The organism is Rhodobacter sp. JA431, from assembly GCF_900217725.1.
Lineage (GTDB): Bacteria > Pseudomonadota > Alphaproteobacteria > Rhodobacterales > Rhodobacteraceae > Rhodobacter > Rhodobacter aestuarii.
On record NZ_OBMP01000013.1, the window covers coordinates 1 to 22,686 of the forward strand.

A 22,686-nucleotide genomic window follows, 5' to 3' on the forward strand; every position below is an offset into this window, starting at 1 on the left:
GCCTCCGCTTCTGCTTCGCGGCGGGCCAGTTCCTCGTCGCGGGCGCGGGCTTCTTCTTCGGCGCGGGCAAGGCTTTCGGCCTGTGCCCGCTGCTGAGCCTCAAGCGCGTCCTTTTCAGCCAAAGCGGCGCGGAATTTTTCTAGCGCGCGGGCCATGTCGCCAACTTCACTGCTCCCATTCGTGCCCGGCACATCGCTTTGCGTATCCCCTGCGGTCATACGCTCCATCCGCGCATGTACCGCCGAAATGGGGCGCGTCACCGAGCGCGCCAGAACCGTGGCGACACCAATCAGGGCGAACGCGGCGATCACCATCGCAAAATTCGAAACCCTGCGCAAATGGGCCAGTGCTGCCTGAATATCGCTTAGATAGGAGCCGGTGCCCACGATCCACCCCCAAGGGGCGAATTCGCGCACGAAACCCACTTTTTCCTCAGGAATGTCGCTGTCAGGCTTGTTGAAGAAATAGCGCAACGCCCCGCTTTGTTCCGCCTCGGCCAGCGCGATCATCTCTGCAAAGATGCGCGTGCCATGGGGATCGGTGAAATCGATTTGGGAGGTACCGACCCAGTCGGCCCTTGTCGGATGCATCACGATCTTGCCGTCATGATCCAGCACATAAAAGTAGCCAGATTCGTCAAATCGCAGCCCGGCAAGACGTCGCGCGCCTTCTGCCCGGGCGTCCTCTGGCGTGATTGTGCCGGCGGCGACCTCTTCTTCCAATTCGCGCAAAACACTGATCGCGGTGTCGGTCACATCGCTCAGGTGCTGGCTACGCATCTCAAAGGCGTTATCAGCCGCGAACCCCAGAAGCATCTCGGACAAGATAACAAGCGACAGCGCGGCAACGGCCACGATGCCGTAAATACGGGCAGATATTCCAGTCAGTCGGGTCAAGGTGGGCCTGCTTGCTCGAAAAGGATTACATCGTTCCCGGCCACCACTCAAACATCACTATTAGCACCAAACCGGAGTGCAATAAGATCGCTTCAAAAGGTCAAGAAACCCTTATAATAGAGAATAACTCCCCAATTGGGTCCCGAGCCCCTATCGCTTTGTCAAAACTCGGCCGGATGATTGACATACGAGGCGCGCAGATGCCTCTGCAGATTCGGCGCTTTCGAAGGGCGGCAAGAGGGCCGATACAACGCACATTAAGGCAGGGTCGTTTGAGTGCCAATCCAATCTGAGCCGCGCCGCAGAGCCGGGTAAGACCGCACCTCAGCTTTAACGGAGTGAACTGATGCGGTGGATGCCCCCACCAACGGCATCTCATATGCCATGATGGTTCCATCGGAACCGAACGGAGGGCACATCGATGACGACGAAGATCAGCACTCTGGCGATCGATCTTGCGAGAACGGTAGCTTCCAGGTCTGTGCCGTCGGGCCAGAGGGGACGACGTTTCCATAAAACAGAAGGTTGTCGCGGACGCGGCTTGTGGCGCTTCTTGCCGAGCAGCCAGCTTGCATCGTTGCGATGGAGGCTTGGGCCACGTCGCACCATTGGGGCCGGATGGCGCAACGGCACAGCCACGAGGCTCGGCTTGTTCCGGTGGCCTAGTGAAGCCGTTCGTAAAGCGACAGAAGAATGATCGCGCCGACGCGGAAGCCATCGCGAAGGCGGCCTTACGCCCGACCATGCGCTTCGTGGCGATGAAGAGCGCCGAGACCCAAGGGCGCGCGGTCGCATTCCGGACGCACCTATGCCTAGTCCGGCAACGCACGCAGCTTATCAACGGGCCACGAGGAAACCTGGCCGAGTTCGGCATCATGGGGCCAAAGGGATCGGCATTCGCACCGGACCTCGATACATTCAACAGCGGACGAAACTTCGCAGCGTGGCTCGGTCTGGTGCCACGACAGAGGTCCACCGGCGGCAAGACGTGGCTGGGTTCGGTCAGCGAGATGGGCCAGACGGACATCCGCCGCCTGCTGATCGCCGGCTCCATGAGCGTTATCCGCTGGGTTGTTCGCACTGCCGCCCTTGCGAACCGCTGGCTGGCTGCGCTGGTGGCGCACAAGCCCAGGATGGTCGCGGCCGTCGCGCTGGCGAACAAGATGGCTCGCATGATCTGGGCTATGACAACGAAGAAAGAGGATTATCAAATGGCGTGATCCGAGCCCGCGCAGGGTCTGGACACGGCATGGCCGCAAGGCTGGGGTGAGCGATCGACGAGGAGTAGGCGACACGGACTTCGAAGTTCAAGGCGGGAGATTCAGTCCCGGGGCTCGAGCGCTTGCAGTTCTCTGAACCGATGAGAACCCAACCTTCCGAACAGCATACCGGCCCGTGGCGTCATGGAAGGCCACGTTCAGAGGCCTTACACACGTCCAATCGAAGACCCCGCCGACGAACCGAAGATATCGCTCGCCAAAGAGCGGGCATCCACCGCATCAGTTCACTGTCCTGTGGGAAGGCTGCTGGATATGTCGCTGCAATTGCTCGTGCCCATCATCGCTCCCGCTCCTTGAGATACGCATCTATACAACATCGGGCAGATCAAACGCAAAAATCGCTGCGCTCTTCAAAGGCTCACGCGGTTGGGATGGGCTGGCGGGTTGACCTAGGGCGGAAATGGGTGAACGCTTCTGTTCAGATTTTAGAAGCCCACCGGAGGCCTTCCATGTCCTTAAAAGCCGTCGCCATCTTTTCCCTTGCCAGTTTGTGTGCTGTGGCAGCCCCGGTGCAGGCGCAATCGCCGTTTGCCGGGCTTTTGGCGCGGCTCGAAGGCGCGAAGGATCAGACGGGTGTGACGGCCTCAAATGGTCGGATCGAGGCGCAAAGCGTCGATGTGGCCGGAAAATATGCTGGCCGTTTGACCGAGGTGGCCGCCACAGAAGGCGAGATGGTCGAAGCGGGTGCGGTGCTTGCCCGGCTGGATGACCGCGAGGCGCAGGCACAGGTTTTGGCGGCCGAGGCATCGGTCTTGCAGGCCAAAGCGGCCAAGGCCCAAGCCGATGCGGCTGTGATGCAGGCAGAAAGTGCGCTTGATGTCGCCAACACGAACCGTGACCGGGTGACCACCTTGCATGCAGAGGGCCATGCGGCACAGGCTGCGCTGGATGATGCGGTGAATGCGGCCACAGCCGCCAAAGCCGCCTTGGCCACGGCGCAGGCGCAGGTGGAAAATGCGACCGCCTTGATTGCCGCGGCCGAGGCGAGCCGTGAACAGGCCAAGATCGCACTGGAGGATTTGACAATCCGCGCCCCGATCGGCGGGCGGGTGCTCTATCGGCTGCACGAACCGGGCGAAGTGATCGCGACGGGCACGCCGGTGGTGACGCTGCTCGATCTGACCAATGTCTATATGGTTGTGTATCTGCCGGCCTCGGTCGTGGGTACATTTGCCGTGAACGATGAGGCACGGCTGGTTTTAGATCCGGTGCCGCAATTTGTGGTCCCCGCGCGGGTCAGTTTCGTCGCGCCGCAAGCGCAGTTCACCCCGAAATCGGTTGAGACAAGCGCCGAACGCGCTGATCTGGTGTTTCGGGTCAAGCTGGCGGTCCCGCACGATCTGCTGATGCGCTTTGCCGATAGGGTCAAGGTCGGGGTGCGCGGCATCGGGTTTGTGCGCGCAACGCCCGACACGCCTTGGCCCGCCGATTTGGCGGTCAATGTGCCCGAGTAGCCGCATGGAACCGGTGGCCCGCCTGATCGATGTGTCCCATCGTTATGGGGGCGTCACGGCACTTGATGCGGTGACGCTCGACATTCCCGCGGGCGGAATGGCGGGGTTGATCGGCCCCGATGGGGTCGGGAAATCCACGCTTTTGGCCTTGGTCGCCGGGGTGCGACGCGGGCAAACGGGACAGATCGAAAGCCTTGGCGGGTCAATGGGGCAACGCGCGCATCGCGCAGCGATCGCCCCACGTATCGCCTATATGCCGCAGGGTTTGGGACGAAACCTTTACCCCACACTGACAGTGACGGAAAACCTTCAGTTTTTTGGCCGCCTGTTTGGGCAAGGCGCCGCAGAGCGCGAGGCGCGCATCGCGATGCTGTTGGAGGCAACGGGGCTCGCGCCCTTTCCCGACCGCCCGGCGGGCAAGCTTTCGGGTGGGATGAAGCAAAAGCTTGGGCTCTGTGCGGCGCTGATCCATGATCCGGATTTGTTAATCCTTGATGAGCCAACGACCGGGGTCGACCCACTGTCGCGGCGCCAGTTTTGGGAACTCATTGACCGGGTCCGGGACGCCCGGCCCGGCATAAGCGTGCTGACCGCCACCGCCTATATGGAAGAGGCTGACCATTTCGACTGGATCGCCGCGCTGGACGCGGGCCGTGTCATTGCCACTGGCAGCCCGGAGGAGCTACGCACCCGAACCGGGGCCGACAGTTTGGAGGAGGCGTTTGTCGCGCTGCTGCCGGAAGAGATCCGCACCCGTCACAAAGCGGTGCCAAGCCCGCCAAGACCGCAATCAGGTGGCCGGATCGCCATCGAGGCCAAAGGCTTGGTGAAGCGCTTTGGCGATTTTACCGCCGTCGATCATGTCAGCTTTTCGATCCCCGAAGGCGAGATTTTCGGCTTTCTCGGCTCGAATGGCTGCGGCAAAACCACGACGATGAAAATGCTGACCGGGCTTTTGGACCCGACCGAGGGCACCACCAAATTGTTCGGGCGCGCACTGGGCCGCGCCGATATGGCCGCGCGGCTGGGCATTGGCTATATGTCGCAAGCGTTTTCGCTATATGGCGAGCTAACAGTGCGGCAAAATCTGGTTTTGCACGCAAGGCTTTACGGCGTCGCCCCCGAACGGCGGCTGGCTCGTGTGGCGGAAGTGATGGCCGAATTCGATCTGGCCGAGGTTGCGGATAAAATGCCCGAAAGCCTGCCACTGGGGTTGCGCCAGCGGCTGCAACTGGCGGTGGCAATGATCCATGAGCCGCCGATCCTGATCCTGGATGAGCCGACCTCGGGCGTGGACCCGGTGGCGCGCGACGGATTCTGGGCCACGCTGATGCGGCTGTCGCGCGAAAAGGGCGTGACGATCTTCATCTCGACCCATTTCATGAACGAGGCCGCGCGCTGCGACCGGATCTCGCTGATGCATGCGGGACGGGTGCTGGACATTGGCACGCCGGAAGACATTGTGGCGCGGCGCGGGGTCGAAAGCCTTGAGGCTGCCTTCATCACTGCCCTTGAGGCCGAGGCCGAAAGCCCCGCCCCAGCGCCCGAAGATGCGCTGCCTGCGTCCGCAGAGCCGACGCCGCACAAACGCTTTGCCGCAGGAACCCGGCTTTATGCCTATTCTTGGCGCGAAACCTTGGAACTCGCTCGCGACCCGATACGACTGTTCTTTGCGCTGCTTGGCCCGGTGATCTTGATGCTGGCGATGGGCTTCGGGATCTCTTTTGACGTAGACCGTCTGTCCTTGGCGGTGCTGGATCAAGACCAAAGCGCTGCGAGCCACCGCCTGACCGAGGGGTTCGCTGCAATCCCACAATTTGCGCTGGCGCCCCCCTTCGCCAGCCCCTCGGACTTGCCAGACCGAATGGGCTTGGGCGCGGTGGCGCTGGCGCTTGACATCCCCGAGGGGTTCGAGCGCGATCTACACCGGGGCGATGTTCCCGAGATCGGACTGACTTTTGACGGGGCGATGCCATTTCGGGCGCAAACCGCGCAGGGCTATGCGCTTGGCGTGTTGCAAGATTATGTGCAAAAGGCCGCCCTGGAAGATGGGCTGGGCACCACCAGTCAGGTCGGCTTTGAAACCCGTTACCTTTTCAACCAGACCTTCGAAAGCGCCAATGCGATGGTGCCCTCGGTCTTGATGCTGATCTTGATGCTGGTGCCTGCGGTGATGGCAGCGGTCAGCGTTGTACGCGAGAAAGAAACCGGCACGATTGCCAATTTCCACGCTACGCCGGTGAGCCGGATCGAGTTTTTGGTCGGCAAGCAACTGCCCTATCTGGCGCTGGCGTGGATCAGTTTTTGGGTGTTGGTGATTTTGGGGCTCACCGTCTTTTCGGTACCGCTGTCGGGGAACCTAGTGGCGCTGGGTCTTGCCGCCTTAGCCTATGTCACGGCAACAACGGGTTTTGGCCAATTGATTTCGGCCTTCACCCGCACGCAGGTGGCCGCCGTTTTTGCTACGGCGGTGATCTCGATCATTCCCACGGTAAACTTTTCGGGGCTGGTCGTCCCCGTTTCGTCACTGGGGGACGGCGGGCGTTTGTTCGGGCTGGCCTTTCCCGGGGCGTGGTTTCAGCCGGTTTCCGTCGGCACATTTCTCAAGGGCTTTGGCTGGACCGAGGCGCTTTCCGCAACCGCTGTTCTGGGCTTGTTCGCCGCGACCTATCTGGTGTTTGCGATCCTTTCCCTTCCCAAGCAGGAGCGATGAATGCGCAGCCTTCGCAACATTCTATGGCTGACCGGGAAGGAGCTGCGCGCGATCCGGGGCGACCGGGTGATGCTGGTGCTGATCGCCTATATCTTTACCTTGGCGGTTTGGCTGGTGTCGGATGCCGGCAGCACCGAGGTCGATCATCTGGCCACCGCCGTGGTGGATGAAGACCGAAGCCAGCTTTCCGCGCGCTTGATCGATGCAATACAACCGCCGCTTTTCGCGCCTCCAGTGGTCCTCTCCGCACCGCAAGCGCAAGCGGCCCAACGGGCGGGCGAGGCGATCTTGGTGTTGACCATACCGCCCGATTTTGAGCGCGACCTGCATGCTGGGCGCGACGTCACGCTACAGATATTGGTCGATGCGACGGCGGTGGCGCAGGCGGGCAATGGCGCCAGTTTCCTGCGCCAGACCCTCGCCCGGGAGCTTGGCGAGGCGCTCTCGCCCGGGGCGGAAAGCGGCGATCTCGTCACCGTGGCGATGCGCAATTTCTTCAACCCGAACCTGACCTCGAGCTGGTTCACCGCGGTGATGCAGTTGATGAACAATGTCACCATCCTGATGCTGATCCTCTCGGGCGCCTCGATGATCCGCGAGCGCGAACATGGCACGATCGAACATGTGCTGGTGATGCCGGTGCGCCCGCATGAGATCGTCGTCTCGAAGATCATCGCTTCGGGGGCGGTGATCCTGACGGCCTCGCTGCTCAGCCTTGTTTGCGTGGTCGAGGGGGCGATGGGGGTGCCGATTGCGGGGGCGCTTTGGCTTTATGCCTTTGGCGCGGCGATCTATGTGGTGGCGGTGGCGAGCCTTGGGCTGCTCTTGGCGTCCTTTACCCGGACGATGGGACAATTCGGGCTTTTGGTCATTCCGGTGATCGTGCTGATGATCTTGCTTTCGGGGGGCATGACCCCGCTTGAATCGATGCCTGACTGGCTGCAAGGGCTCTTGCGCACAATCTCACCGGCAACGCATTTCGTGATCTTTGCGCAGGCGGTGTTGTACCGCGGCGTCGGTTTCAGCCTTGTCTGGCCCGAAATGGCGATGATGGCCGGGATGGCAGCGGTGGCGGTCGTGATCGTTCTGGCCAGGTTTCGCAAAGTTCTTTCGGGCTGAAGATTTGCTCTTTGTGGTCGCTCGTCCGGCCACGGACGGCGCGCCTGAGACGCCGCGTCCGCGCAAGCGATGCTCCGGTGCAAGGTCTTAGGTCATGCGTCGCTCGGGGTATCGGGGCTACTGCCGATACCATCCACCCCGACCTTTTAGCCTGAAGGCATGTCTGCCCGCTCGGGAAGGTCGCACCGCGCAACCTCAGTGGGCTGGCGTTTCCAGTCGCTGTGGCCCGCTCGAGAAGCCGCTTCGGGGAAGGCGTTCTGCGGCGTATGCATCACCCCGACCGGCGGTAAAAGCCGAGCACGTCAATACGACTGCGATGGCGTCAAAACGCCTTGCCGCGGTGCCTTAAGTCCGTTTTGAGCCCAAGTTGTTCGAGGCCGAACGATGCACGGACGTCAGATTTGACATTGCACTTGTCATTATGGCGTGTATGATGTCACAATGAAAGCAGAACAACTTCACCAACTGATTTGGGAGTCACGCCCATTGATGCAAGCTGCGGAAGGCTGCGTAGAAGCTGGTTTGGCCGGAACCAAACTTACAGTCCGTATGCGGGCAGTTCTGGAGATACTATACAAGCACGGAGAGCAAACCGTGCCGGAACTTGCGGCAAGGCTCGAGATTCAACGGCAATACGTCCAGGTCATGTGCAACGAAGCGCTGGCATCAGGTTTCATTGAGCAACGCACAAATCCCCGCCACAAGCGCTCACCGATCATGGCGTTGACCGATCACGGCAGCATACTCATCCAAGAGATCATTGCCAATGAGATGAAGATTATGAAGGAGATGGGTGAAAATCTAAGCAATGAAGACATTGCTACAGCGCTTAAAGTTGTTCTCGCAGTGTCGGACAATTTGAAAAAACGGGCCAGAAAAAAGGAATGACATTCGGATATATCCTTGGTGCTGCGGTCCTTTTCCTCATAATCTGGCTCGGCGACGGAATTAGACGCATTGGCTCAGTCAGTGTCGGAAAAACGATAGGAGAACGTGGTGGATCAGCTCTTCTGCTGATTGATCTGCAGTCAGTCTTCTGGGACTGCGGTCCCTATTCGGACGCTTCAAAAAAATCTGCTTCAGCAGTCATTCTTGAGGAGGTAGCAGCGGCGCGGGTTCAAAACCATCCCGTCATAGCGGTCCGTCAGGAGTGGTCGATTCCTTCAACGAAAGTTCTGGCAAGGCTCACGATGAGGGGACAGGCAATAGAAGGCTGTGAAGGGACGGAACTTGCATGGCTATTCTCGTCATGTCCTGACCATGTCATTGTAAAGCGTGTGCAGGATGCATTTGAAACCGGCGAACTTGATGCTCTTTTGGAACGCCTCGACGTCGGCGAGCTGCGTGTTGTTGGTCTGGATCTAAACTATTGCGTGCAGAAGACGGCGCTGGCTGCCAGAAACAGAGGTTATGGCGTCACTGTCATGAAGTATGGAGTTCTCGCAGCTGGGCCGATGGAAGCTGCTGAGAAGCGGATGTCGTCAGCCGGTGTGGTCTTTTCATGAGCAAACATTAATCCTTCGAGTGCGAGCCGCAGGAATTGTCTGCGCTGCCGCCCTAGAGCCGCCAAGCCGCGCTGCACGATGACATGGATAACCGGTTTGGGAAAGCTGTATTATCCTGGCGGAGTCTGCCTAGGTTAAGCCGCTAATACGAATGCCTCGACAGGCGTGCGCATGGCAAGGGCCTGATGAGGGCGACGGTGGTTGTAGAAACTGATCCAGTCGCCGATGACACGGTTGGCGTGCTGGATGCTATCGAAGCGGTGGCAGTGACTGCATTGCTCCTTGATCGTCCGGATGACGCGCTCCAACATGCCGTTTTGCTGCGGGCAATGCGGGGTGATGAACTCGTGCTTCATGCCATAGCTGCGCACCAGCGCCGTGAAGTGGCGACTGGTAAAAATCAGGCCATTGTTAGACCTCACCAGGAATTCCCGGTTGACCCGGCCAAGCTTTCCGAACCGGCTGATCAGGGCGTGCTCGAGCACGGCGCTGACGGTCGTGGCCTTGCCGGAGCGGGGCAGGTGCCAGCCTAGCAGTTCGCGCGTGTGGCAATCGATCACCAAGGTGAGCGACGCCCAGAGAAGCAGCGCACTTGCTCAAAGAACAAGACCGCGCCGCGGCGGCCCAGGTCGCATGCGGAAAACCGCTTGACTGGGACACCCCCGTTACCGAAGTCATAAGCCTAGGGGAGCAAACGTGTCGTGCCGCGCACTGTATCCGAGAGATGCGCGCGACAGCAAAGTTAGTTATGCTTTTCCGGGATCGGTGAGGACGTTGTATCCCCTGCCGGTCATGCAGCGATCGACCACACGACGCGGGCCATAGGTGACAAGGTCGTGGTCATAATCACCTGAAGTTGCGCCTGCCATGGCGCCTGTGGCTGCCCCTGCGGCAATGTAATCGCCCTGGTAGCCCGAGTTCGACCCTGCAACGGCACCGGCAACTGCTCCAACAAGAATGCCAACCATCATGTTTTGCTGCATCTCTTTTTGCTGGCGTTCTTTGTATTCCGCCTCAACTTTGAATGCGATTGCGCGACACTGTTCGAGGTCTGCCTCATATTTAGCAGGGCGCACCCTAGCGGTGTCGACGACAGGCCGGTATTCTGCAAGGGTCTGAACCGGCTCACAGGCCGCAAGGACTGCGGTTGCCGCGATGAAAAGAGTGACGGGTATCCGTTGCATCGAATATCTCTCCAATTCCAATATCGGTCAGATTTCGCGCAAAACTCCAAGATTCGCAACGTGTTATATGCTTACGTAAGGGCACGCATGATAGTTCGACGCTTCCCGATGTAGTCGACCAGATCACGAATTGGAAAATAATCTATTAGTTAAGGATGAAGATCGGCAAACGCCTATAACTACTACAAAAACACACAAAATATCCGTTTAACAAAATCTGCTTTTCGAAGTCTCACTCTGCGCACTGCTCGGTGACGGCGCGATACCCGCGCCGCGTTTTCCTCGCAGAGAGTTTCATCAGCGCCGTGACCGCTTTGCCTTCGTCATCGTGCTGCTCGATTAGCATCTGCCCTCGAAACCCAATGCGCCCCCATTCCCGAACGAGACAGGCGCCACCAAAGAGATCTGGCTGAACGCTCATCCGATAGAAGCGCCGCATGTTGAGGGACAGATCGATCCGCTTGAGATCAATTGCGGTTGGGAACACGTCCAATTGCTGCGTCAGGTCAAACATGTTGTGGCCGCTCCTCACAATACCACACTATCAAGCGCCACCTTACGTTTCCACAATGTTCTATCGCAGGCAAGAAAAAGGGGGCTTACGCCCCCTTCTCGAACTTCACGACCGGGATACCCAGCTTCTTGGCCTTGTCGGCGAGGTTCATCCTTCAGACCGTTGTCGTCGGTCAGGCTGAGACCCGTCGCATCCTCAAAATCCCCGAGCGAACAGCCTGCGACATCGCCGCGATAGAGGCGGCGATAGAGCTGGCGCAACGCGTCGCGGGCATACGGGCTCTCGAGGTTGTCCTCGGGGCGAAAGAGCCCCTGCCCGCCGGTCTGGCGTTGGCCGCGCGTGATCGCGCCGAGCGTGTCGAGACGGCGGGCAATGGTCGAAAGGAACCGCTTCTCCGCCTTCACATCGGTCGCGACGGGGCGGAAGAGCGGCGGCTGCGCCTGATTGGTGCGGTTGGTGCGCCCCAGCCCCTGGATCGCGGCATCGGCCTTCCAGCCCGGTTCGAGAAGGTAATGCACCCTCAGGCGCTGGTTCTTCGCGCCGAGATCGGCGTGATAGCTGCGCCCGGTGCCGCCCGCATCGGAGAAGATCAGGATGCGTTTTTGATCATCCATGAAGGCGGCGGTTTCCGCGAGATTGGCAGACCCGGCGCGGGTCTCGACGACGAGCCGCGCCGCAGCACCCTCGCCCTTGCGCACGATGCGGCGCGACCGGCCCGTGACCTCGGCCACGAGGTCAGTGCCAAAGCGCTGCACGATCTGGTCGAGCGCGCCCGGCACGGGCGGCAGCGCGGCCAGCTTCTCGATCAATGCGTCGCGCCTGCGGGCGGCCTCGCGGCATTCGACCGGCTGACCGTCGCGCACCACGGGCCGGGACGAGAGATTGCCCTCGCTATCGGTGAAGGGCTCGTAGAGCTGCACCGGAAAGGAATGGGCGAGGTAGTCCAGGACATACTCCCTGGGAGTGATGTCGAGGCGGATGTCGTTCCAGTCCTCGGTCGGGATCTCGGCCAGACGCCGCTCCATCAGTGCCTCGCCGGTGGAGACGATCTGGACGGGCGCAGCCCCGCCTCGAGATGATCGTCGATCTGCGCGGCGTCAAAACGGGTGACGGGGCGGCCCGGGAAGAGCAATTGCAGAAGATCGGCGCGCATGCTCGCGAGCTCGTTCAGCGCGAGGCTGCCCCCCACGATCTCGGCGAGGATCGCCAGAAGCCCGGTCCCGGCCGAAGGTTCGAGGACCAGATCTCGGGGGGTGATCTGCGCCGCGGCAAGGGCCGCGAGCCCCATCGGCAGCGGCGTCGAGAATTGCTGGAACCGCTCCATCTCCTCCGAGCGGCGCGTATGGCTCGGCAGCAGGCCCGCGACCTTCGTCAGGATCGGCATCAGCGCCGCAGGCGAGCCCGCCCGGGCGAGAAGCGCGCGCCCGAATTTCCGCAAAAAGAGGATAAGCGCCACCTCGCCCGCCTCATAGGCGAGCTTCCAATCCCAGGCACCCGATGCATCGGAGCCGCCGAAGGCGCGCTCCATCTCGGGCCGCAGGCGTGAAGCGTCGATCGGCGCGCCTTGCGCCAGATCGGGTTGCAGCGCTTCGGCCACAGCAATGATCGCCGGCGCCGGATCCACGGGCCGCAGGGGCGGCAAAGGCGCAACAGGAGGGAGAAAGGTCATCGGGAAACTCCGGAATGAGGGATAGGGCCAGCCCGGGCACCCTCTCTCGGGCACCCTCAGGCCTGCCCTTTCCCAACCCATCTCTCCCTCTCGACCCGCTGTCTCCCGGCACCCGGCTTGATTTTGTTCGCCCTTTGTTCTATATTGAGAACCACGCCAGCAGGGGAGATCGACCATGGAAAGCACCGCGCCTGCGCTGCCCGCAACGCCTAAGCAGATCGCCTATGCGCACGCGCTCGCGCGGCGCAACGGCACCCTTCTGCCATGGGACGTGCAGCAGGACCGCCGAACCTTGAGCGGATGGATCGACAAGCAGGCCCGGATGAAGCCGATGTCTGAGGTGGATCAGCGGCCGACCTCGAAGCAGGTGGCCTTCGCGGAAAAACTCGCACGGATCAAACGGCGCGCCGTGCCGGAAGAGTGCTTTCGCGACAAGGGCCTGATGTCGAAGTGGATCGACGGGAACAGGTGAAAAACAACTCCAACGGGGCTTTATTGCTTTGTTGAGGGGCATGGACTACATTGATGGGACGGAAATCTGCTCAGAGTTGATGCCATGGCCTCGGTTGCCGCAAAGGTGATGTCGACCGTCAGCGCGCCCTACGGTGTGCTGGTGACGGCTGCGGAGCTTGCCGAGAAGATCGCCGATATCAAGAGTGCCGAGTCCTGCGATTGCAGCGTGTTCGCCTTCCTGTCGGAGGTGTCGCCCAAACTGCAGCATTCGTTCATCGACGAGATGAATGTGAGCAAGGACGCCGTCACCGCCGTCGCCAGGAAGTTCTCCGATCTCGCCGGATACAAGCTTCCGCTCGCGATCTGAATGAACACCCCTCAACCAAGCCACTGGCCCGAACTCTTCGACGTTGCGATGGCGATCGTTGATCAGGCGAATGGTCTGGGTATCGGCATGTCCAACTGGAGCTTCGGCGGCGGCACCGCTCTGATGCTCCAGATCGCGCATCGCGAGAGTCACGACATCGACCTCTTCATCGACGATGCCCAGTATTTGCCCTACCTAAACCCGGAGACGCAGGGGTACGATCTGGCACTCGCAGCGAGCGATTACGAAACCGATGGCACACGCGCCTTGAAGATCGTGTTCGACGGCATCGGTGAGATCGACTTCATCTGCTGCGCACCGGTCACCCAAGACCCCTTCGCGACCACTCAGATCCGCCGACGAAGCCTCAACCTCGAGACCCCCGCCGAAATTCTTGCGAAGAAGGTGGTTTTCCGTGGATCGCACCTGCAGCCGCGGGACATGTTCGACATTGCGGCCGTCGCTCAGGCAAAGGGCGTCGACTATGTCGTCGAGGCCTGTTCCGGGTTTCCCGAGGCCTGTCAGGCAGCGCTCTTGGTGACCGAGAAGATGAATCCAAGGCTGGTCGACTCGGTCACAGATAAATTGCTGATCTCGGAGGGATTTCTGGACCTTCGGACCCGCGCACAGATGATGACGGCCGAAGTCCTCTCCGCGGCCATCACCCGAAGCGCCGCCCCTCTTCGGTGAAGGTATAAGCGTTGACGATGATCCCCTCTTCGATCGCCTCGTCCGAGGTGAGGTGCTCGTATTCGGCCTGAAGCTGGCGGTAGAGCCAACGGGCCAGATCGCGCAGCGCCTCGGTCACGATCTCTTCGGCATCCTCAGTGGGCGGCTGACAGGTCGGGCTGTCGCGCGTGACATCCACGGACATGGTATATTCGTGGTAGTAGCGCCTATCTCAGACTAGCTGGCAGCTGTGTTCTGTTAGATGTACTCGATGTCTTGGCGCGCCAGGGCAGCAAGTTTGGAAAGGCCGTTCTTGGTGAGGTCGAGCAAGAACTCAGAGGCTGTCATTGGCGGATTATCGTAGCGTTGACGTACCTTTCGCAGCGCCCGCGCCCCTCCCTGTCGAAAGAGCGCATAGGTGTTGGCCAACATATCGTCGGCGCCGAGCGTCTCAATGTCATAGGGCGCCAGTTTATCCGACGGGAAGTCTCGATGGTTCTCGGTAACAATCACCTGAGCCGAGCTGCGGATTGCCGCCGCCAGAACATGGCGATCGTTCGGATCCGGTAGATCAAGGCCATCGACCAAAGGTCGATAGCCATCCACGAAGCACTCTTCGAAATGCTCTCGAATCGCCTGCTCCTGTTGACGAACGCTGGTCTCGAGATGAGGCTTCAATCGGATGAGGTTCCGAGTCCACTCGTCGAGAATTTCATCGGTGATGCGCGCTCGAAAGAGCCCCTCTTGGGCGAAGGTAAAGAGGACGTCCCTGATCCGAAACGGGAAAAGCACGTTGGCGTCGAGCACCACCACGAAAGGGTTGGCGACGAAGCTCATTCGTTGTCGAACTCCTGCCCAAGCCGGGCAAGGTCGGCCAACGCACTCTCTTGTTTGCGGGCCTTGTCAGCACGGTAGCGCATCAACTCGTCAATCCTCACACGACGATGCGATCCAACCTGCTCGAACTTGATGTCGCCTCGGAGCAGGAGCTTGGTCAGATAAGGGCGGGAAATATTGAGCATGTCCGCCGCTTCTTGTGTGGTCAGCATCGTACCGACGGGCACAAGCGTGACCATATTGCCATTGCTGACATGGCCCAAGAGCTCGATGATGAGGTTGCCAACCGCAGGGGCAATCTTGACCGCCTCGCCGTGCTCACCTGAAATCTTCAGGCCACCATCCAGCTCCATAGCGATCGCGATCGCCGTCGCGGCATGCGCGGCGCTGTCGATCTCCTCGCGCGTCGGAGGGCGCTCCATGAGCCCTTTGTCTTCCGTCCTCTTTGCAGCCGTCGTCATCGGTCTCTCCCGCTTTTCCCATCAGATATACGCCATGCGCGCCTCACCTCAAGTGAAATAACAGAAATATGTGTAACAACCGTAACTCCGCGCCTTGGAGGTCACAGTTCACCCGAAGCGCCGCCCCTCTTCAGTGAAGGTGTACGCGTTGACGATGATCCCCTCTTCGATCGCCTCGTCCGAGGTGAGGTGCTCGTATTCGGCCTGAAGCTGGCGGTAGAGCCAGCGGGCCAGATCGCGCAGCGCCTCGGTCACGATCTCCTCGGCATCCTCGGTGGGGGGCTGGCTGCTCGGGCTGTCGCGCGTGACATCCACGGACATGGTGTGTTCGTGGTAATAGCGCCCGCGATGACTGGCCTCGGCAGCGAGCCGATAGAAGTTCCTGCGCTGGATGGCCTGCAGCCGGTCGGCAATGCCGTGCAGCGTCGCGTCCATCGGGGCATAGCCCCGAATGCGCGCGGCCGCTCCCTTGGAGTGACCGAGATATCCCTCGAAGCAAGCCCCGTCGCCCTGGCTCCAGAACCCCGAAAACCAGACACAAGGCTTGTGCCGCATGCCACCGCTCATCAGGCGGACGGGCGTGGTCTTCACACGGATGCCGAGGATCTCGCAAATCCGCTCAAAATCCTCATAGACCGCGCCCCACCAATCGTCGTGGGGCGCGAGGTCGCGATACCAGCTGCGCGCTTTTGCCTTGGCCGCATCCGAGAGTTCTGGGAACTGATAGACGGTGGTGCAGATGGTCTCAGGCATCGATGTCCTCCCCGTTCAGCGCCGCAGCCAGCCATTGCTCAGTGCTGGTCCAACCGATGGATTTGCGTGCGCCAAGGTCGATGACATGCGCACCGCCGCCGTAGGCATCGAGGCGCGGGCGCGAACAGGTCAGGGCGTGTTGGACGCCCCAAAGGCCAGTGAGGTCGAGGTCTTCAGCGAGGCGCAGCACGAAGCGGATGACCGCCTCGACATCGCCATGTTCATCGTCATGGATCCACAGGATGCTGCCCTCGGGCGCATCCTGGCGCTTCAGATCGAACCCCGAAACCTCCGGGTCATCGGCGTCCTGATCCGCCGCGCGCAAATCCGCAAACAGCGCGAGCGCGCGGGCGGCCTTTTCGGCCGTCCCGACATCGATCAGGCACGAAAAATGGGTGAAGTAATCCGCCATGGGAGCCTCCTGAGAGTGAGACGCCCAGCCAAGAGGCCGGGCACTGGATTGGAACGAAAGGATGGGCAGGCGCGCTCAGCCGGCGCACTGGTCGCCCGCAGCCTGACGCGCCGCATGGGCGCAAAGCATCTGCCGGTAGAACCGCTTGCGCGCCGCCCGAAACCCACGAACGGCGCGGGTTTCGGGATGAAGCGCCCGGACCGCCGCACGCAGGACGGCGAGGGGCGATGCCGTCAGTGGCAGGCCGAGGCGCAGATATGCGGGATCGGTCATGTCAACGGCCCGGTGAAGATCGGGGCCAGATCGTCGGCCGAGAGCGCCATCTGCGGCGCGCAGGGGGACTTCGGTCATGGTCATCGGGTCAACTCCGGTTCGGGAAAAGGGGGGATGCCGGACTGGGCGATCTCTCTGCCCGGCGGCGCACCCCATGCCCCCCCTGCCCTTCTCGATCTCTCCGCCCTCACGCCACGCGCTGCAGCGCGCGGGCGGCGACGACACGCCAGAGCGGATCGACGAGCCGCCCCTCGAGGTGATCGGCGCGACGGCGCAGATGCGCCACGAACCCATGTTCGCGCCATCCCGCAGCCTGGCTCGCCCGCGCGCGCAAACCGCTCGCCTCGCGCAACACCGAACGGGCCTCGGGCGCGGAGAGCACGGGGTTGCACCAGGCAATCGCACCATCGGCCAGCTCTCCCGCCAGCACGAGCCGCTCTTCACGATCGAGGATCACCATCATGTGCGGAGCAACATCGGGGCCGACTTGCTGCGCCAGCACGACCGCGGCGAACATCGCATCCGCGAGCGTCGCATAGCGATCGAGTTCCACCGGGCGGTCCTGCCCGGCCATCGCCGCTCCAAGATCCGGGGCGACAAGTTTGAGGATGAAGGGCAGATCGGGATTGGGCGCGGGCCGCGCATCGGCGCCAAACCGCATCGTCGGAGTGGCCTTTCGCGCGTGGAACTCTTGATCGAGCATCTCGGATTCTCCTGCGACGGGGGCGGGAAGCCTCTCTCCCCACCATCACCGTCACCCCCAAACCGCCGCCCTCTTCCTCGAGGGCGATGGCTCAGGGTCTGGCTTGATCCTCAGTGCTTGCCCAAGGCCCTCAGGCTCAGCTCCGTTCCCGCGCCGACGATGATGTGGTCATGCAGGGTCAGGCCGAGGTAACGGCAGCCCTTCTGGATCTCCTTCGTCATGCCGAGATCGGCTTCCGAAGGTGTCGGATCCCCCGAGGGGTGGTTGTGGATCAAGATCAGCGCGCTCGCGTTCAGCATCAGCGCCCGCTTGATCACCTCGCGCGGATAGACGGGGACGTGATCGACCGTGCCGGTCGAGAGCAGCTCGTCGGAGATGATGCGGTTCTTGCGGTCGAGATAGAGCACATGGAACCGCTCGATCGGTCCACGCACGGTGAGCGCGCAATAGTCGAGCAGCGCTTGCCAGCTGCCGATCACCGGGTTCTGGCTGAGATAACGGCCAAGGATATCGCGGGCCTCGAGGATGATGGTTTCTTCCTGGGGGGTCATGGGGGTCTCGCTGAAGTGCAAGCGCCGAACCCCCCGCCCTTGCGGGCGTGGGGTCAGCCGCGTTGTGCTGAAAAGGAGAGAGGCGCGACCGCCACTCAGGTGGCCGGTCGCGCCGACGAACGCTGTCTCAGCCGACCCGGTCGAGCAGCTTCTTGGCCCGCCCTTCCATATCGAGGCGGACCTCTTGCTGGGTCTTGTCGCGCGCGAGCCGGGTGATCCCCTGCACGAAGTCAAAGATGCTTTCGGGCGGGCGGCCCTCTTCCATCAGCACCTTCTCGATGATCTTGCCGGATTCGGCCTTCGAGAAGCCACGCTTGCGCAGGAAATCATCCCGGTCCTCGTCGCTCCGCGCCACGATCTGCTGCCGCGCGGCCTGGATGCCGTTCACGAACCCCTGCGGCGAGGAATTGGCGAAGCGCGTCAAGGCCGGGGCCGCCTCATGCGCGAAGCGCGAGGCCGCGTATTTCGAGTGGCGGATCTTGATCTCCTGAAACTCCTCGACACCCCAGAGGTTGCGGTTCTGGCACACCGCCCTGAGGTAGAAGCTCGCCATGCCAAGCGTCTTCGCCCCCACCTCGGAGTTCCAGCAATAAAAACCCCGGAAGTAGAGATCGGGGGAGCCGTCGGCCAACCGCCCCGCCTCGATCGGGTTGTGATCGTCGACGAGGAACAGGAAGACGTCGCGGTCCGAGGCATAGAGCGTGGTCGTGTCGCGGCTGATCTCGACGTCGGGGTTGTAGACCCCCGTCGACCAGTCGAGCACACCCGGCACCTTCCAGCGCGTATCGCCGGTGCCATTGCCCGCGAGGCGCTGCACCGCTTCGACCAGTTCGAAATCGTGGATCCGCCCGTAGTCGGGCCCCGTCACGGCGCGCAATTCGGTGCGGCCATCTTCGGTCTCGAAGGTCTTGACCTGCTCGGCGCGGTGGTTGGAGAGGCCATATTGCAGGTTGATCCCGGCGAGCGGCGCCGGCAGCTGACGCAAGTACGAGGCCGGGGCGCCAACGATGCTGGCAAGCTGGCCAAAGGCCCAGTGCGTCGGCGCAACCGGCTCATGGGCTTTCGGCAGGACCAGATGCAGCCGCTCGGCGCTGTCGCGCGCGGCTTCGACACGAATATCGGCCGTCTGCACCACCCGGCTACGGCTGCGCTCGGAGCGGCCCTTCACCGAGGCCCAAAGATCGTCGAGCGACAGATACCGCTCGTCATCGGGCCGGTTGAACCATTCGGACGACACCCGCCCGTTGCGCTCCCCCCGGCTCACATCCACCTTCCAGCCACCAGCCCGCGCCGGTGCGACCGGATCCAGAACTTCCACAACGCCCATCGGCATTCCTCCGCGACAGGCGCCGGGAGCCTCTCTCCCAGCCCTCAACCCGTCACCGGAAAACCGGCACTCCTCAAACTCTGTCGGGCAAACGGCGCTAAGTCGGAGGCGCCGCACGCCCGCAACTCGCTGGTGTTGACCTGCGTTCAAAAATGGCAGAGGTTAAACAAGGCCTTTCTCGCAGGCCGGTGTGCCCGCCACGCGAAGCTTTGCAGCGATCTTGATTTCGAACAGCAGACCTCATGCCATCGGCGGGTCTGATTAGCAGCGGGCACCTAGTCAGATCCAGCTTGGACATGGATCATGACAGAAAACACTAAGCTTAAAACTTTGAAACTCCTGGCGAAGCGTTACGCTAGGGCGACGGGTCAACCACAGCACGTAGCGCTCGACTTTGTTGCCAGTCGAATGGGCTTTGCTCATTGGAATGCGTTGACAGGCAGCGCCAAAGGAGAGTGGGTTCCCTCCGAAGCACAAGTTGCCACGATCAAGGCCTTCGTGGAACGGATCACTTCCTACGAAGGTGCGACCTTCGACCATATCTTCGGAAGCCCCGATGCCGTCACTCAAGGAGAAGTACGGGGGCATCCATACGAACTGAAAACAATGCTTGGTGACGTCCGCATGGATGGTGAGGGTTGGCAGATCGTGCTGCCAGAAAACCCTTTGGCCGCCCCTCGTGTCGAGATCGACATCAAGCATGCCCAGACCAGCCCGATGAACGATCGCGTGCTACGTGAAGAAGCCATCGGGATTGCGAGGGAATTGATGCAGAGCGTCAAGGCGCGGCGATTTGCCGATTGGCCACGGCGCGCCACAAAGCCGGATGCGGAAGGAAATGTGCGGCACCCGTTCTTGGAGATGGAGGAATCGAACCTCTGGTACTGCCTTCACTGCAACTCAGAGATCACCGGCCCACAGATCGCTGGAAACCAATGGCACTGCCCCAGCTGCGGCGCATCACCAATCAACATTTTTCCAGAAGCCTTCTGGCTGGAACCGACCGATGAAAAACCAGTGCCAGTCCAATCCCGCGCCGATAGGCAAGAGATTGAACCCATCGTGTCAATCATAGATCCGCGGCCAAGGCTTGACCTAAACAGTGACCAGGTGACCCATTTGATCCGGGCTGCCCTGTTCGAGGATGCGACCAATGCCAGCGAGCGCATGGGAGCGAGTCTGGCCGAAATCTGGGTTGATGACGATCTCGACGTGGTTGTTTCCTTCGAGGATCACTACTGGCCCGAGGACAAAGAGCCGACTGCTGCGATCGAAGTGGCCGCACTGCTTGGAATCGAGATTGAGTTGGAAGTTGCTTGGTCGGATCCGTTGTTCGCATGGCCCGGTTTGGGCACCGTGACCCAGAGCACGGCCGAATATACGCGTTTGATGCTCGACGCGTATCGCAGTCACGGCGCGACCAGAACCAAAGACGAAATCTAGCTCGTGCGCACGTTGAACAACTAGGCGCATTCAAGGCGCTCAGCACCGGAAGGCAAGCGTGGATGCCTTTTCCAGTGGCCCGAAGAGACTTTTAGCCCGGCGGGTTTCCCCGCCGGGCCTGAGGGGGAGACCCCGTTCAGAACGGGATCTCGTCGTCGCGATCGACCAGCTCGGGGTTTTCGTTCTCGGCCGACTTCGGGCGGCTCAGGAAGTCGACCTTCTCGGCGATGATCTCGCAGCCGTAGCGGTCGGTCCCCGCGCTGTCGGTCCACTTGGTGTAGTGGATGCGGCCGTGGACGAGGACCTTCATGCCCTTTTCGCAGTGCTCAGCGACCGTCTTGCCGAGACCGTTGAAGCAGGTGATGCGGTGCCATTCCGTGTCCATGACCCGGTAGCCGTTCTCGTCGCGCAGGACGCGACCTTCCGAGAGGCGGGGGCGCGAGGTGGCGAGGCTGAAGTTGGTGATCTTGGTGCCGCCCTGGGTGGTGCGGATTTCGGGGGTCTGACCGATGTTGCCGGCGAGGATGACGATGTTCTGCATGGTAAGCTCCTGTGTTTCCTGTCTTCGGGACCGTCCCTTCGACAAGACCCGGAAAAAGCCCGTCGGTTGACGCGCGCACGGGGGACGGAACGGACACCGGAAACCCCCAGAGGACCGGGGTGGAGCGGGCAGGACGCCGAAGGCGGCCAACACGGCCCGGGCTGACGCGGGGTTGCGCGCAGGAGGCCGAACGGGATTAGGGGATTGTCAGTCGAAGGGATGGCCCAGGAGACAGGATGCACGGGGAGCTCCTGCCAGAACTTGTCACCCCGCCCATCAGGATTACCTGCCCCCAAGCCCAGCACCTCACTGGCGGCGGAAAAGTCGATCACCGTTTCCCGCCCCCTGCCCTGCCCTCGGGAGTTGCGGCGCCTTGCCACGACGGGGTATCGATACCGGAACATTCAGGACACGGACCGCATAGATGACTGATTTCAATCTCGAAGGCATGTCGCTCAGCGAACTGAAGAAACTGCAGAAGGACATCGCCATGGCGATCTCCACCTATCAGGATCGACAGAAGGCAGAAGCCCGCGCCAAGGTGGAAGCTCTCGCCCGGGATCTGGGCTACTCGCTGACAGACCTTGTCGGCACGGCAACGAAAACCACCCGCGCGCCCGCCGCGGCGAAATATCGCCACCCTGAGAATGCGGCGATCACTTGGTCCGGCCGTGGGCGCAAACCGCAGTGGTTCGTGGATGCGCTGGCTGCGGGGATGACCATAAGCGACCTATCGATCGGCTGAGCGAATGCGGCAACGCGCCCGGCCCTCTGCGAACGTGAGGCCAAATCCACGTTGCGCGGGAGGATGCCGCGACACTGCCGTCGGCGGGTGCCCCCTGTGCAAAGGCAATGACGAAGAGCGCTGATCATATTGGCGCGATCATCGGGGGATCGCAAAGATCACCAGCGCAAGTTTGTCTGAGTTGATTGGGGGCGGCGATCTCGCCCTCCCCATGACCCTTTCTGAGGTTCCAGCGGCAATTGCTTTTTCGCGCGACCGGGGTAACCTGCCCGAATGAAGCACATTTTCGCATCCGCATTTCTCGCCACCACCATCACCGCCCAACTTGCTTGGTCGGAGACCATCGCTGGCACCGCCTCGGTGATCGACGGCGACACTCTCGAGATTCACGGTATCCGAATTCGCTTGAGCGCGATCGACGCAATCGAGAGCCGCCAGCTCTGCACCCGATCGGACGGACGCAAATGGAACTGCGGCAAGGATGCGGCTTTTGCCCTCGCGAACAAGATCGGTCGGGCACCCATCTCATGCGACGTAAGCGGAACCGATCGGTATCACCGCTCGGTCGCCGTGTGCTCGCTGCGCGGTGAAGACCTCAATGGTTGGTTGGTCGAGAACGGTTGGGCAGTTGCTTACCGTCGATATGGCACCGACTATGTGCCAGCTGAAGATCGTGCCCGCGCAGCTGGCCGTGGTATTTGGGCGAGCAACTTCATCATGCCGTGGGATTGGCGACGAGGAGCGCGTTGAAACTTGCGTCGCCATGATCGGGTCGTAGGCTGACTGTGTCGGCGGCCTTTACTGCGGCATTATCGCT

The 22,686-nt window shown here is 61.4% G+C and carries 25 protein-coding genes and 3 pseudogenes; 12 read left to right on the top strand and 16 right to left on the bottom strand.

All coding sequences use genetic code 11. The features are described from left to right. The coding region (locus CRO18_RS17640) for a cache domain-containing protein (protein ID WP_249276105.1) at positions 1 to 896 on the bottom strand (896 nt) is incomplete at its 3' end. A gap of 421 nt (positions 897 to 1,317) precedes the next feature. On the opposite strand from CRO18_RS17640, the pseudogene CRO18_RS17645 reads away from it, so the two are divergent. The 6 genes and pseudogenes from CRO18_RS17645 to CRO18_RS17670 all read left to right on the top strand — a co-directional run bounded on the left by CRO18_RS17645 (position 1,318) and on the right by CRO18_RS17670 (position 8,967). After that, positions 1,318 to 2,116, top strand: a pseudogene (locus CRO18_RS17645) (IS110 family transposase). 509 nt (positions 2,117 to 2,625) lie between these two features. Continuing rightward, positions 2,626 to 3,630, top strand: coding sequence for an HlyD family secretion protein (locus tag CRO18_RS17650; protein WP_097083104.1), 1,005 nt, complete (start codon positions 2,626 to 2,628; stop codon positions 3,628 to 3,630). Between the two features lie 4 nt (positions 3,631 to 3,634). After that, the gene (rbbA, locus tag CRO18_RS17655) at positions 3,635 to 6,343 is read left to right on the top strand and encodes a ribosome-associated ATPase/putative transporter RbbA (protein WP_097083105.1); all 2,709 of its coding nucleotides are present in this window, start codon (positions 3,635 to 3,637) and stop codon (positions 6,341 to 6,343) included. After that, positions 6,344 to 7,462 (top strand): ABC transporter permease, encoded by a 1,119-nt coding sequence (locus CRO18_RS17660; protein ID WP_097083106.1) that lies wholly within the window; start codon positions 6,344 to 6,346, stop codon positions 7,460 to 7,462. It abuts the gene before it with no gap. Positions 7,463 to 7,903: 441 nt separating this feature from the next. Next, positions 7,904 to 8,350: a MarR family winged helix-turn-helix transcriptional regulator gene (locus CRO18_RS17665; RefSeq protein WP_097083107.1), complete on the top strand. Its 447-nt coding sequence runs from the start codon at positions 7,904 to 7,906 to the stop codon at positions 8,348 to 8,350. Next, positions 8,347 to 8,967, top strand: coding sequence for a cysteine hydrolase family protein (locus CRO18_RS17670; RefSeq protein ID WP_097083108.1), 621 nt, complete (start codon positions 8,347 to 8,349; stop codon positions 8,965 to 8,967). Before CRO18_RS17665 ends, CRO18_RS17670 begins: the two co-directional genes overlap by 4 nt. 134 nt (positions 8,968 to 9,101) lie before the next feature. On the opposite strand, the gene CRO18_RS17675 is transcribed toward CRO18_RS17670, so the two are convergent. The 5 genes and pseudogenes from CRO18_RS17675 to CRO18_RS19265 all read right to left on the bottom strand — a co-directional run bounded on the left by CRO18_RS17675 (position 9,102) and on the right by CRO18_RS19265 (position 12,334). Beyond that, positions 9,102 to 9,554: an integrase core domain-containing protein gene (locus CRO18_RS17675; RefSeq protein ID WP_170952730.1), complete on the bottom strand. Its 453-nt coding sequence runs from the start codon at positions 9,552 to 9,554 to the stop codon at positions 9,102 to 9,104. A 159-nt stretch (positions 9,555 to 9,713) separates the two neighbouring features. Further along, positions 9,714 to 10,151 carry a YMGG-like glycine zipper-containing protein gene (locus CRO18_RS17680; RefSeq protein WP_097083109.1) on the bottom strand — a complete coding sequence of 146 codons (438 nt, stop codon included), beginning with the start codon at positions 10,149 to 10,151 and terminating at the stop codon, positions 9,714 to 9,716. 232 nt (positions 10,152 to 10,383) lie between these two features. Next, positions 10,384 to 10,665, bottom strand: a complete 282-nt coding sequence (locus tag CRO18_RS17685) for a WGR domain-containing protein (RefSeq protein ID WP_097083110.1) — start codon at positions 10,663 to 10,665, stop codon at positions 10,384 to 10,386. A 146-nt stretch (positions 10,666 to 10,811) separates the two neighbouring features. After that, positions 10,812 to 11,735: pseudogene (locus tag CRO18_RS19260) on the bottom strand (strawberry notch C-terminal domain-containing protein); the annotation flags it as partial. Further along, complete coding sequence (locus CRO18_RS19265) at positions 11,690 to 12,334, bottom strand: hypothetical protein (RefSeq protein ID WP_394341462.1); 645 nt, start codon at positions 12,332 to 12,334, stop codon at positions 11,690 to 11,692. The pseudogene CRO18_RS19260 and the gene CRO18_RS19265, both read right to left, overlap by 46 nt. A 175-nt stretch (positions 12,335 to 12,509) precedes the next feature. Here CRO18_RS19265 and CRO18_RS17695 point away from each other — a divergent pair, with 175 nt between their 5' ends. The 3 genes from CRO18_RS17695 (at position 12,510) to CRO18_RS17705 (ending at position 13,844) form a co-directional block, all read left to right on the top strand. Further along, complete coding sequence (locus CRO18_RS17695; protein WP_076367748.1) at positions 12,510 to 12,806, top strand: hypothetical protein; 297 nt, start codon at positions 12,510 to 12,512, stop codon at positions 12,804 to 12,806. 84 nt (positions 12,807 to 12,890) lie between these two features. After that, positions 12,891 to 13,154 (top strand): hypothetical protein, encoded by a 264-nt coding sequence (locus CRO18_RS17700; protein ID WP_076367746.1) that lies wholly within the window; start codon positions 12,891 to 12,893, stop codon positions 13,152 to 13,154. Then, the gene (locus CRO18_RS17705; RefSeq protein WP_076367744.1) at positions 13,155 to 13,844 is read left to right on the top strand and encodes a nucleotidyl transferase AbiEii/AbiGii toxin family protein; all 690 of its coding nucleotides are present in this window, start codon (positions 13,155 to 13,157) and stop codon (positions 13,842 to 13,844) included. On the opposite strand, the pseudogene CRO18_RS17710 reads toward CRO18_RS17705, so the two are convergent. From CRO18_RS17710 to CRO18_RS17750, 9 genes and pseudogenes are all read right to left on the bottom strand, one after another. After that, positions 13,816 to 14,049, bottom strand: a pseudogene (locus CRO18_RS17710) (antitoxin of toxin-antitoxin stability system); the annotation flags it as partial. The gene CRO18_RS17705 and the pseudogene CRO18_RS17710 overlap by 29 nt on opposite strands. A 32-nt stretch (positions 14,050 to 14,081) precedes the next feature. Continuing rightward, positions 14,082 to 14,660, bottom strand: a complete 579-nt coding sequence (locus tag CRO18_RS17715; protein ID WP_076367740.1) for a PIN domain-containing protein — start codon at positions 14,658 to 14,660, stop codon at positions 14,082 to 14,084. After that, entirely contained in the window at positions 14,657 to 15,121 is a 465-nt protein-coding gene (locus CRO18_RS17720; protein ID WP_076367738.1) for a helix-turn-helix domain-containing protein, read from the bottom strand. Before CRO18_RS17720 ends, CRO18_RS17715 begins: the two co-directional genes overlap by 4 nt. 108 nt (positions 15,122 to 15,229) lie before the next feature. Beyond that, positions 15,230 to 15,874, bottom strand: a complete 645-nt coding sequence (locus CRO18_RS17725) for an antitoxin of toxin-antitoxin stability system (RefSeq protein ID WP_097083111.1) — start codon at positions 15,872 to 15,874, stop codon at positions 15,230 to 15,232. Beyond that, entirely contained in the window at positions 15,867 to 16,286 is a 420-nt protein-coding gene (locus tag CRO18_RS17730) for a hypothetical protein (protein ID WP_097083112.1), read from the bottom strand. Before CRO18_RS17730 ends, CRO18_RS17725 begins: the two co-directional genes overlap by 8 nt. 75 nt (positions 16,287 to 16,361) lie before the next feature. Then, on the bottom strand, positions 16,362 to 16,643 hold the full coding sequence (locus tag CRO18_RS17735; protein ID WP_394341464.1) for a hypothetical protein: 282 nt from the start codon (positions 16,641 to 16,643) through the stop codon (positions 16,362 to 16,364). Between the two features lie 103 nt (positions 16,644 to 16,746). Continuing rightward, the gene (locus CRO18_RS17740) at positions 16,747 to 17,262 is read right to left on the bottom strand and encodes a DNA repair protein RadC (protein ID WP_097083113.1); all 516 of its coding nucleotides are present in this window, start codon (positions 17,260 to 17,262) and stop codon (positions 16,747 to 16,749) included. A 110-nt stretch (positions 17,263 to 17,372) separates the two neighbouring features. After that, positions 17,373 to 17,813 carry a RadC family protein gene (locus CRO18_RS17745; protein ID WP_097083114.1) on the bottom strand — a complete coding sequence of 147 codons (441 nt, stop codon included), beginning with the start codon at positions 17,811 to 17,813 and terminating at the stop codon, positions 17,373 to 17,375. A gap of 127 nt (positions 17,814 to 17,940) precedes the next feature. Beyond that, positions 17,941 to 19,140: a DUF932 domain-containing protein gene (locus tag CRO18_RS17750; protein ID WP_097083115.1), complete on the bottom strand. Its 1,200-nt coding sequence runs from the start codon at positions 19,138 to 19,140 to the stop codon at positions 17,941 to 17,943. Between the two features lie 303 nt (positions 19,141 to 19,443). On the opposite strand from CRO18_RS17750, the gene CRO18_RS17755 reads away from it, so the two are divergent. Continuing rightward, a complete protein-coding gene (locus CRO18_RS17755) occupies positions 19,444 to 20,583 on the top strand; it encodes a hypothetical protein (protein WP_249276106.1) in 1,140 nt (379 codons plus the stop codon). Between the two features lie 136 nt (positions 20,584 to 20,719). Here the strand turns inward: CRO18_RS17755 and CRO18_RS17760 are convergent, their stop codons facing one another. Then, positions 20,720 to 21,124, bottom strand: coding sequence for a single-stranded DNA-binding protein (locus CRO18_RS17760; RefSeq protein ID WP_076367712.1), 405 nt, complete (start codon positions 21,122 to 21,124; stop codon positions 20,720 to 20,722). 424 nt (positions 21,125 to 21,548) lie between these two features. Between CRO18_RS17760 and CRO18_RS17765 the strand changes: the two genes are divergently transcribed. Together CRO18_RS17765 and CRO18_RS17770 are read left to right on the top strand one after the other, a co-directional pair. Next, the gene (locus tag CRO18_RS17765) at positions 21,549 to 21,869 is read left to right on the top strand and encodes an H-NS family nucleoid-associated regulatory protein (RefSeq protein WP_097083116.1); all 321 of its coding nucleotides are present in this window, start codon (positions 21,549 to 21,551) and stop codon (positions 21,867 to 21,869) included. A gap of 273 nt (positions 21,870 to 22,142) precedes the next feature. Next, on the top strand, positions 22,143 to 22,619 hold the full coding sequence (locus CRO18_RS17770; protein WP_097083117.1) for a thermonuclease family protein: 477 nt from the start codon (positions 22,143 to 22,145) through the stop codon (positions 22,617 to 22,619). The last annotated feature ends 67 nt before the right edge of the window (positions 22,620 to 22,686 follow it).

What these genes read in the sequence shown, in the direction of transcription:
- CRO18_RS17760 (WP_076367712.1), bottom strand. Translation starts at nt 21,124, where the DNA reads ATGCAGAACATCGTCATCCTCGCCGGCAACATCGGTCAGACCCCCGAA.
- CRO18_RS17745 (WP_097083114.1), bottom strand. Translation starts at nt 17,813, where the DNA reads ATGACCCCCCAGGAAGAAACCATCATCCTCGAGGCCCGCGATATCCTT.
- CRO18_RS17650 (WP_097083104.1), top strand. Translation starts at nt 2,626, where the DNA reads ATGTCCTTAAAAGCCGTCGCCATCTTTTCCCTTGCCAGTTTGTGTGCT.
- CRO18_RS17705 (WP_076367744.1), top strand. Translation starts at nt 13,155, where the DNA reads ATGAACACCCCTCAACCAAGCCACTGGCCCGAACTCTTCGACGTTGCG.
- CRO18_RS17770 (WP_097083117.1), top strand. Translation starts at nt 22,143, where the DNA reads ATGAAGCACATTTTCGCATCCGCATTTCTCGCCACCACCATCACCGCC.
- CRO18_RS17660 (WP_097083106.1), top strand. Translation starts at nt 6,344, where the DNA reads ATGCGCAGCCTTCGCAACATTCTATGGCTGACCGGGAAGGAGCTGCGC.
- CRO18_RS17685 (WP_097083110.1), bottom strand. Translation starts at nt 10,665, where the DNA reads ATGTTTGACCTGACGCAGCAATTGGACGTGTTCCCAACCGCAATTGAT.
- CRO18_RS17700 (WP_076367746.1), top strand. Translation starts at nt 12,891, where the DNA reads ATGGCCTCGGTTGCCGCAAAGGTGATGTCGACCGTCAGCGCGCCCTAC.
- CRO18_RS17750 (WP_097083115.1), bottom strand. Translation starts at nt 19,140, where the DNA reads ATGGGCGTTGTGGAAGTTCTGGATCCGGTCGCACCGGCGCGGGCTGGT.
- CRO18_RS17720 (WP_076367738.1), bottom strand. Translation starts at nt 15,121, where the DNA reads ATGACGACGGCTGCAAAGAGGACGGAAGACAAAGGGCTCATGGAGCGC.
- CRO18_RS17730 (WP_097083112.1), bottom strand. Translation starts at nt 16,286, where the DNA reads ATGGCGGATTACTTCACCCATTTTTCGTGCCTGATCGATGTCGGGACG.
- CRO18_RS17725 (WP_097083111.1), bottom strand. Translation starts at nt 15,874, where the DNA reads ATGCCTGAGACCATCTGCACCACCGTCTATCAGTTCCCAGAACTCTCG.
- CRO18_RS17665 (WP_097083107.1), top strand. Translation starts at nt 7,904, where the DNA reads ATGAAAGCAGAACAACTTCACCAACTGATTTGGGAGTCACGCCCATTG.
- CRO18_RS17755 (WP_249276106.1), top strand. Translation starts at nt 19,444, where the DNA reads ATGACAGAAAACACTAAGCTTAAAACTTTGAAACTCCTGGCGAAGCGT.
- CRO18_RS17680 (WP_097083109.1), bottom strand. Translation starts at nt 10,151, where the DNA reads ATGCAACGGATACCCGTCACTCTTTTCATCGCGGCAACCGCAGTCCTT.
- CRO18_RS17670 (WP_097083108.1), top strand. Translation starts at nt 8,347, where the DNA reads ATGACATTCGGATATATCCTTGGTGCTGCGGTCCTTTTCCTCATAATC.
- CRO18_RS19265 (WP_394341462.1), bottom strand. Translation starts at nt 12,334, where the DNA reads ATGACCTTTCTCCCTCCTGTTGCGCCTTTGCCGCCCCTGCGGCCCGTG.
- CRO18_RS17695 (WP_076367748.1), top strand. Translation starts at nt 12,510, where the DNA reads ATGGAAAGCACCGCGCCTGCGCTGCCCGCAACGCCTAAGCAGATCGCC.
- rbbA (WP_097083105.1), top strand. Translation starts at nt 3,635, where the DNA reads ATGGAACCGGTGGCCCGCCTGATCGATGTGTCCCATCGTTATGGGGGC.
- CRO18_RS17765 (WP_097083116.1), top strand. Translation starts at nt 21,549, where the DNA reads ATGACTGATTTCAATCTCGAAGGCATGTCGCTCAGCGAACTGAAGAAA.
- CRO18_RS17715 (WP_076367740.1), bottom strand. Translation starts at nt 14,660, where the DNA reads ATGAGCTTCGTCGCCAACCCTTTCGTGGTGGTGCTCGACGCCAACGTG.
- CRO18_RS17740 (WP_097083113.1), bottom strand. Translation starts at nt 17,262, where the DNA reads ATGCTCGATCAAGAGTTCCACGCGCGAAAGGCCACTCCGACGATGCGG.
- CRO18_RS17735 (WP_394341464.1), bottom strand. Translation starts at nt 16,643, where the DNA reads ATGACCATGACCGAAGTCCCCCTGCGCGCCGCAGATGGCGCTCTCGGC.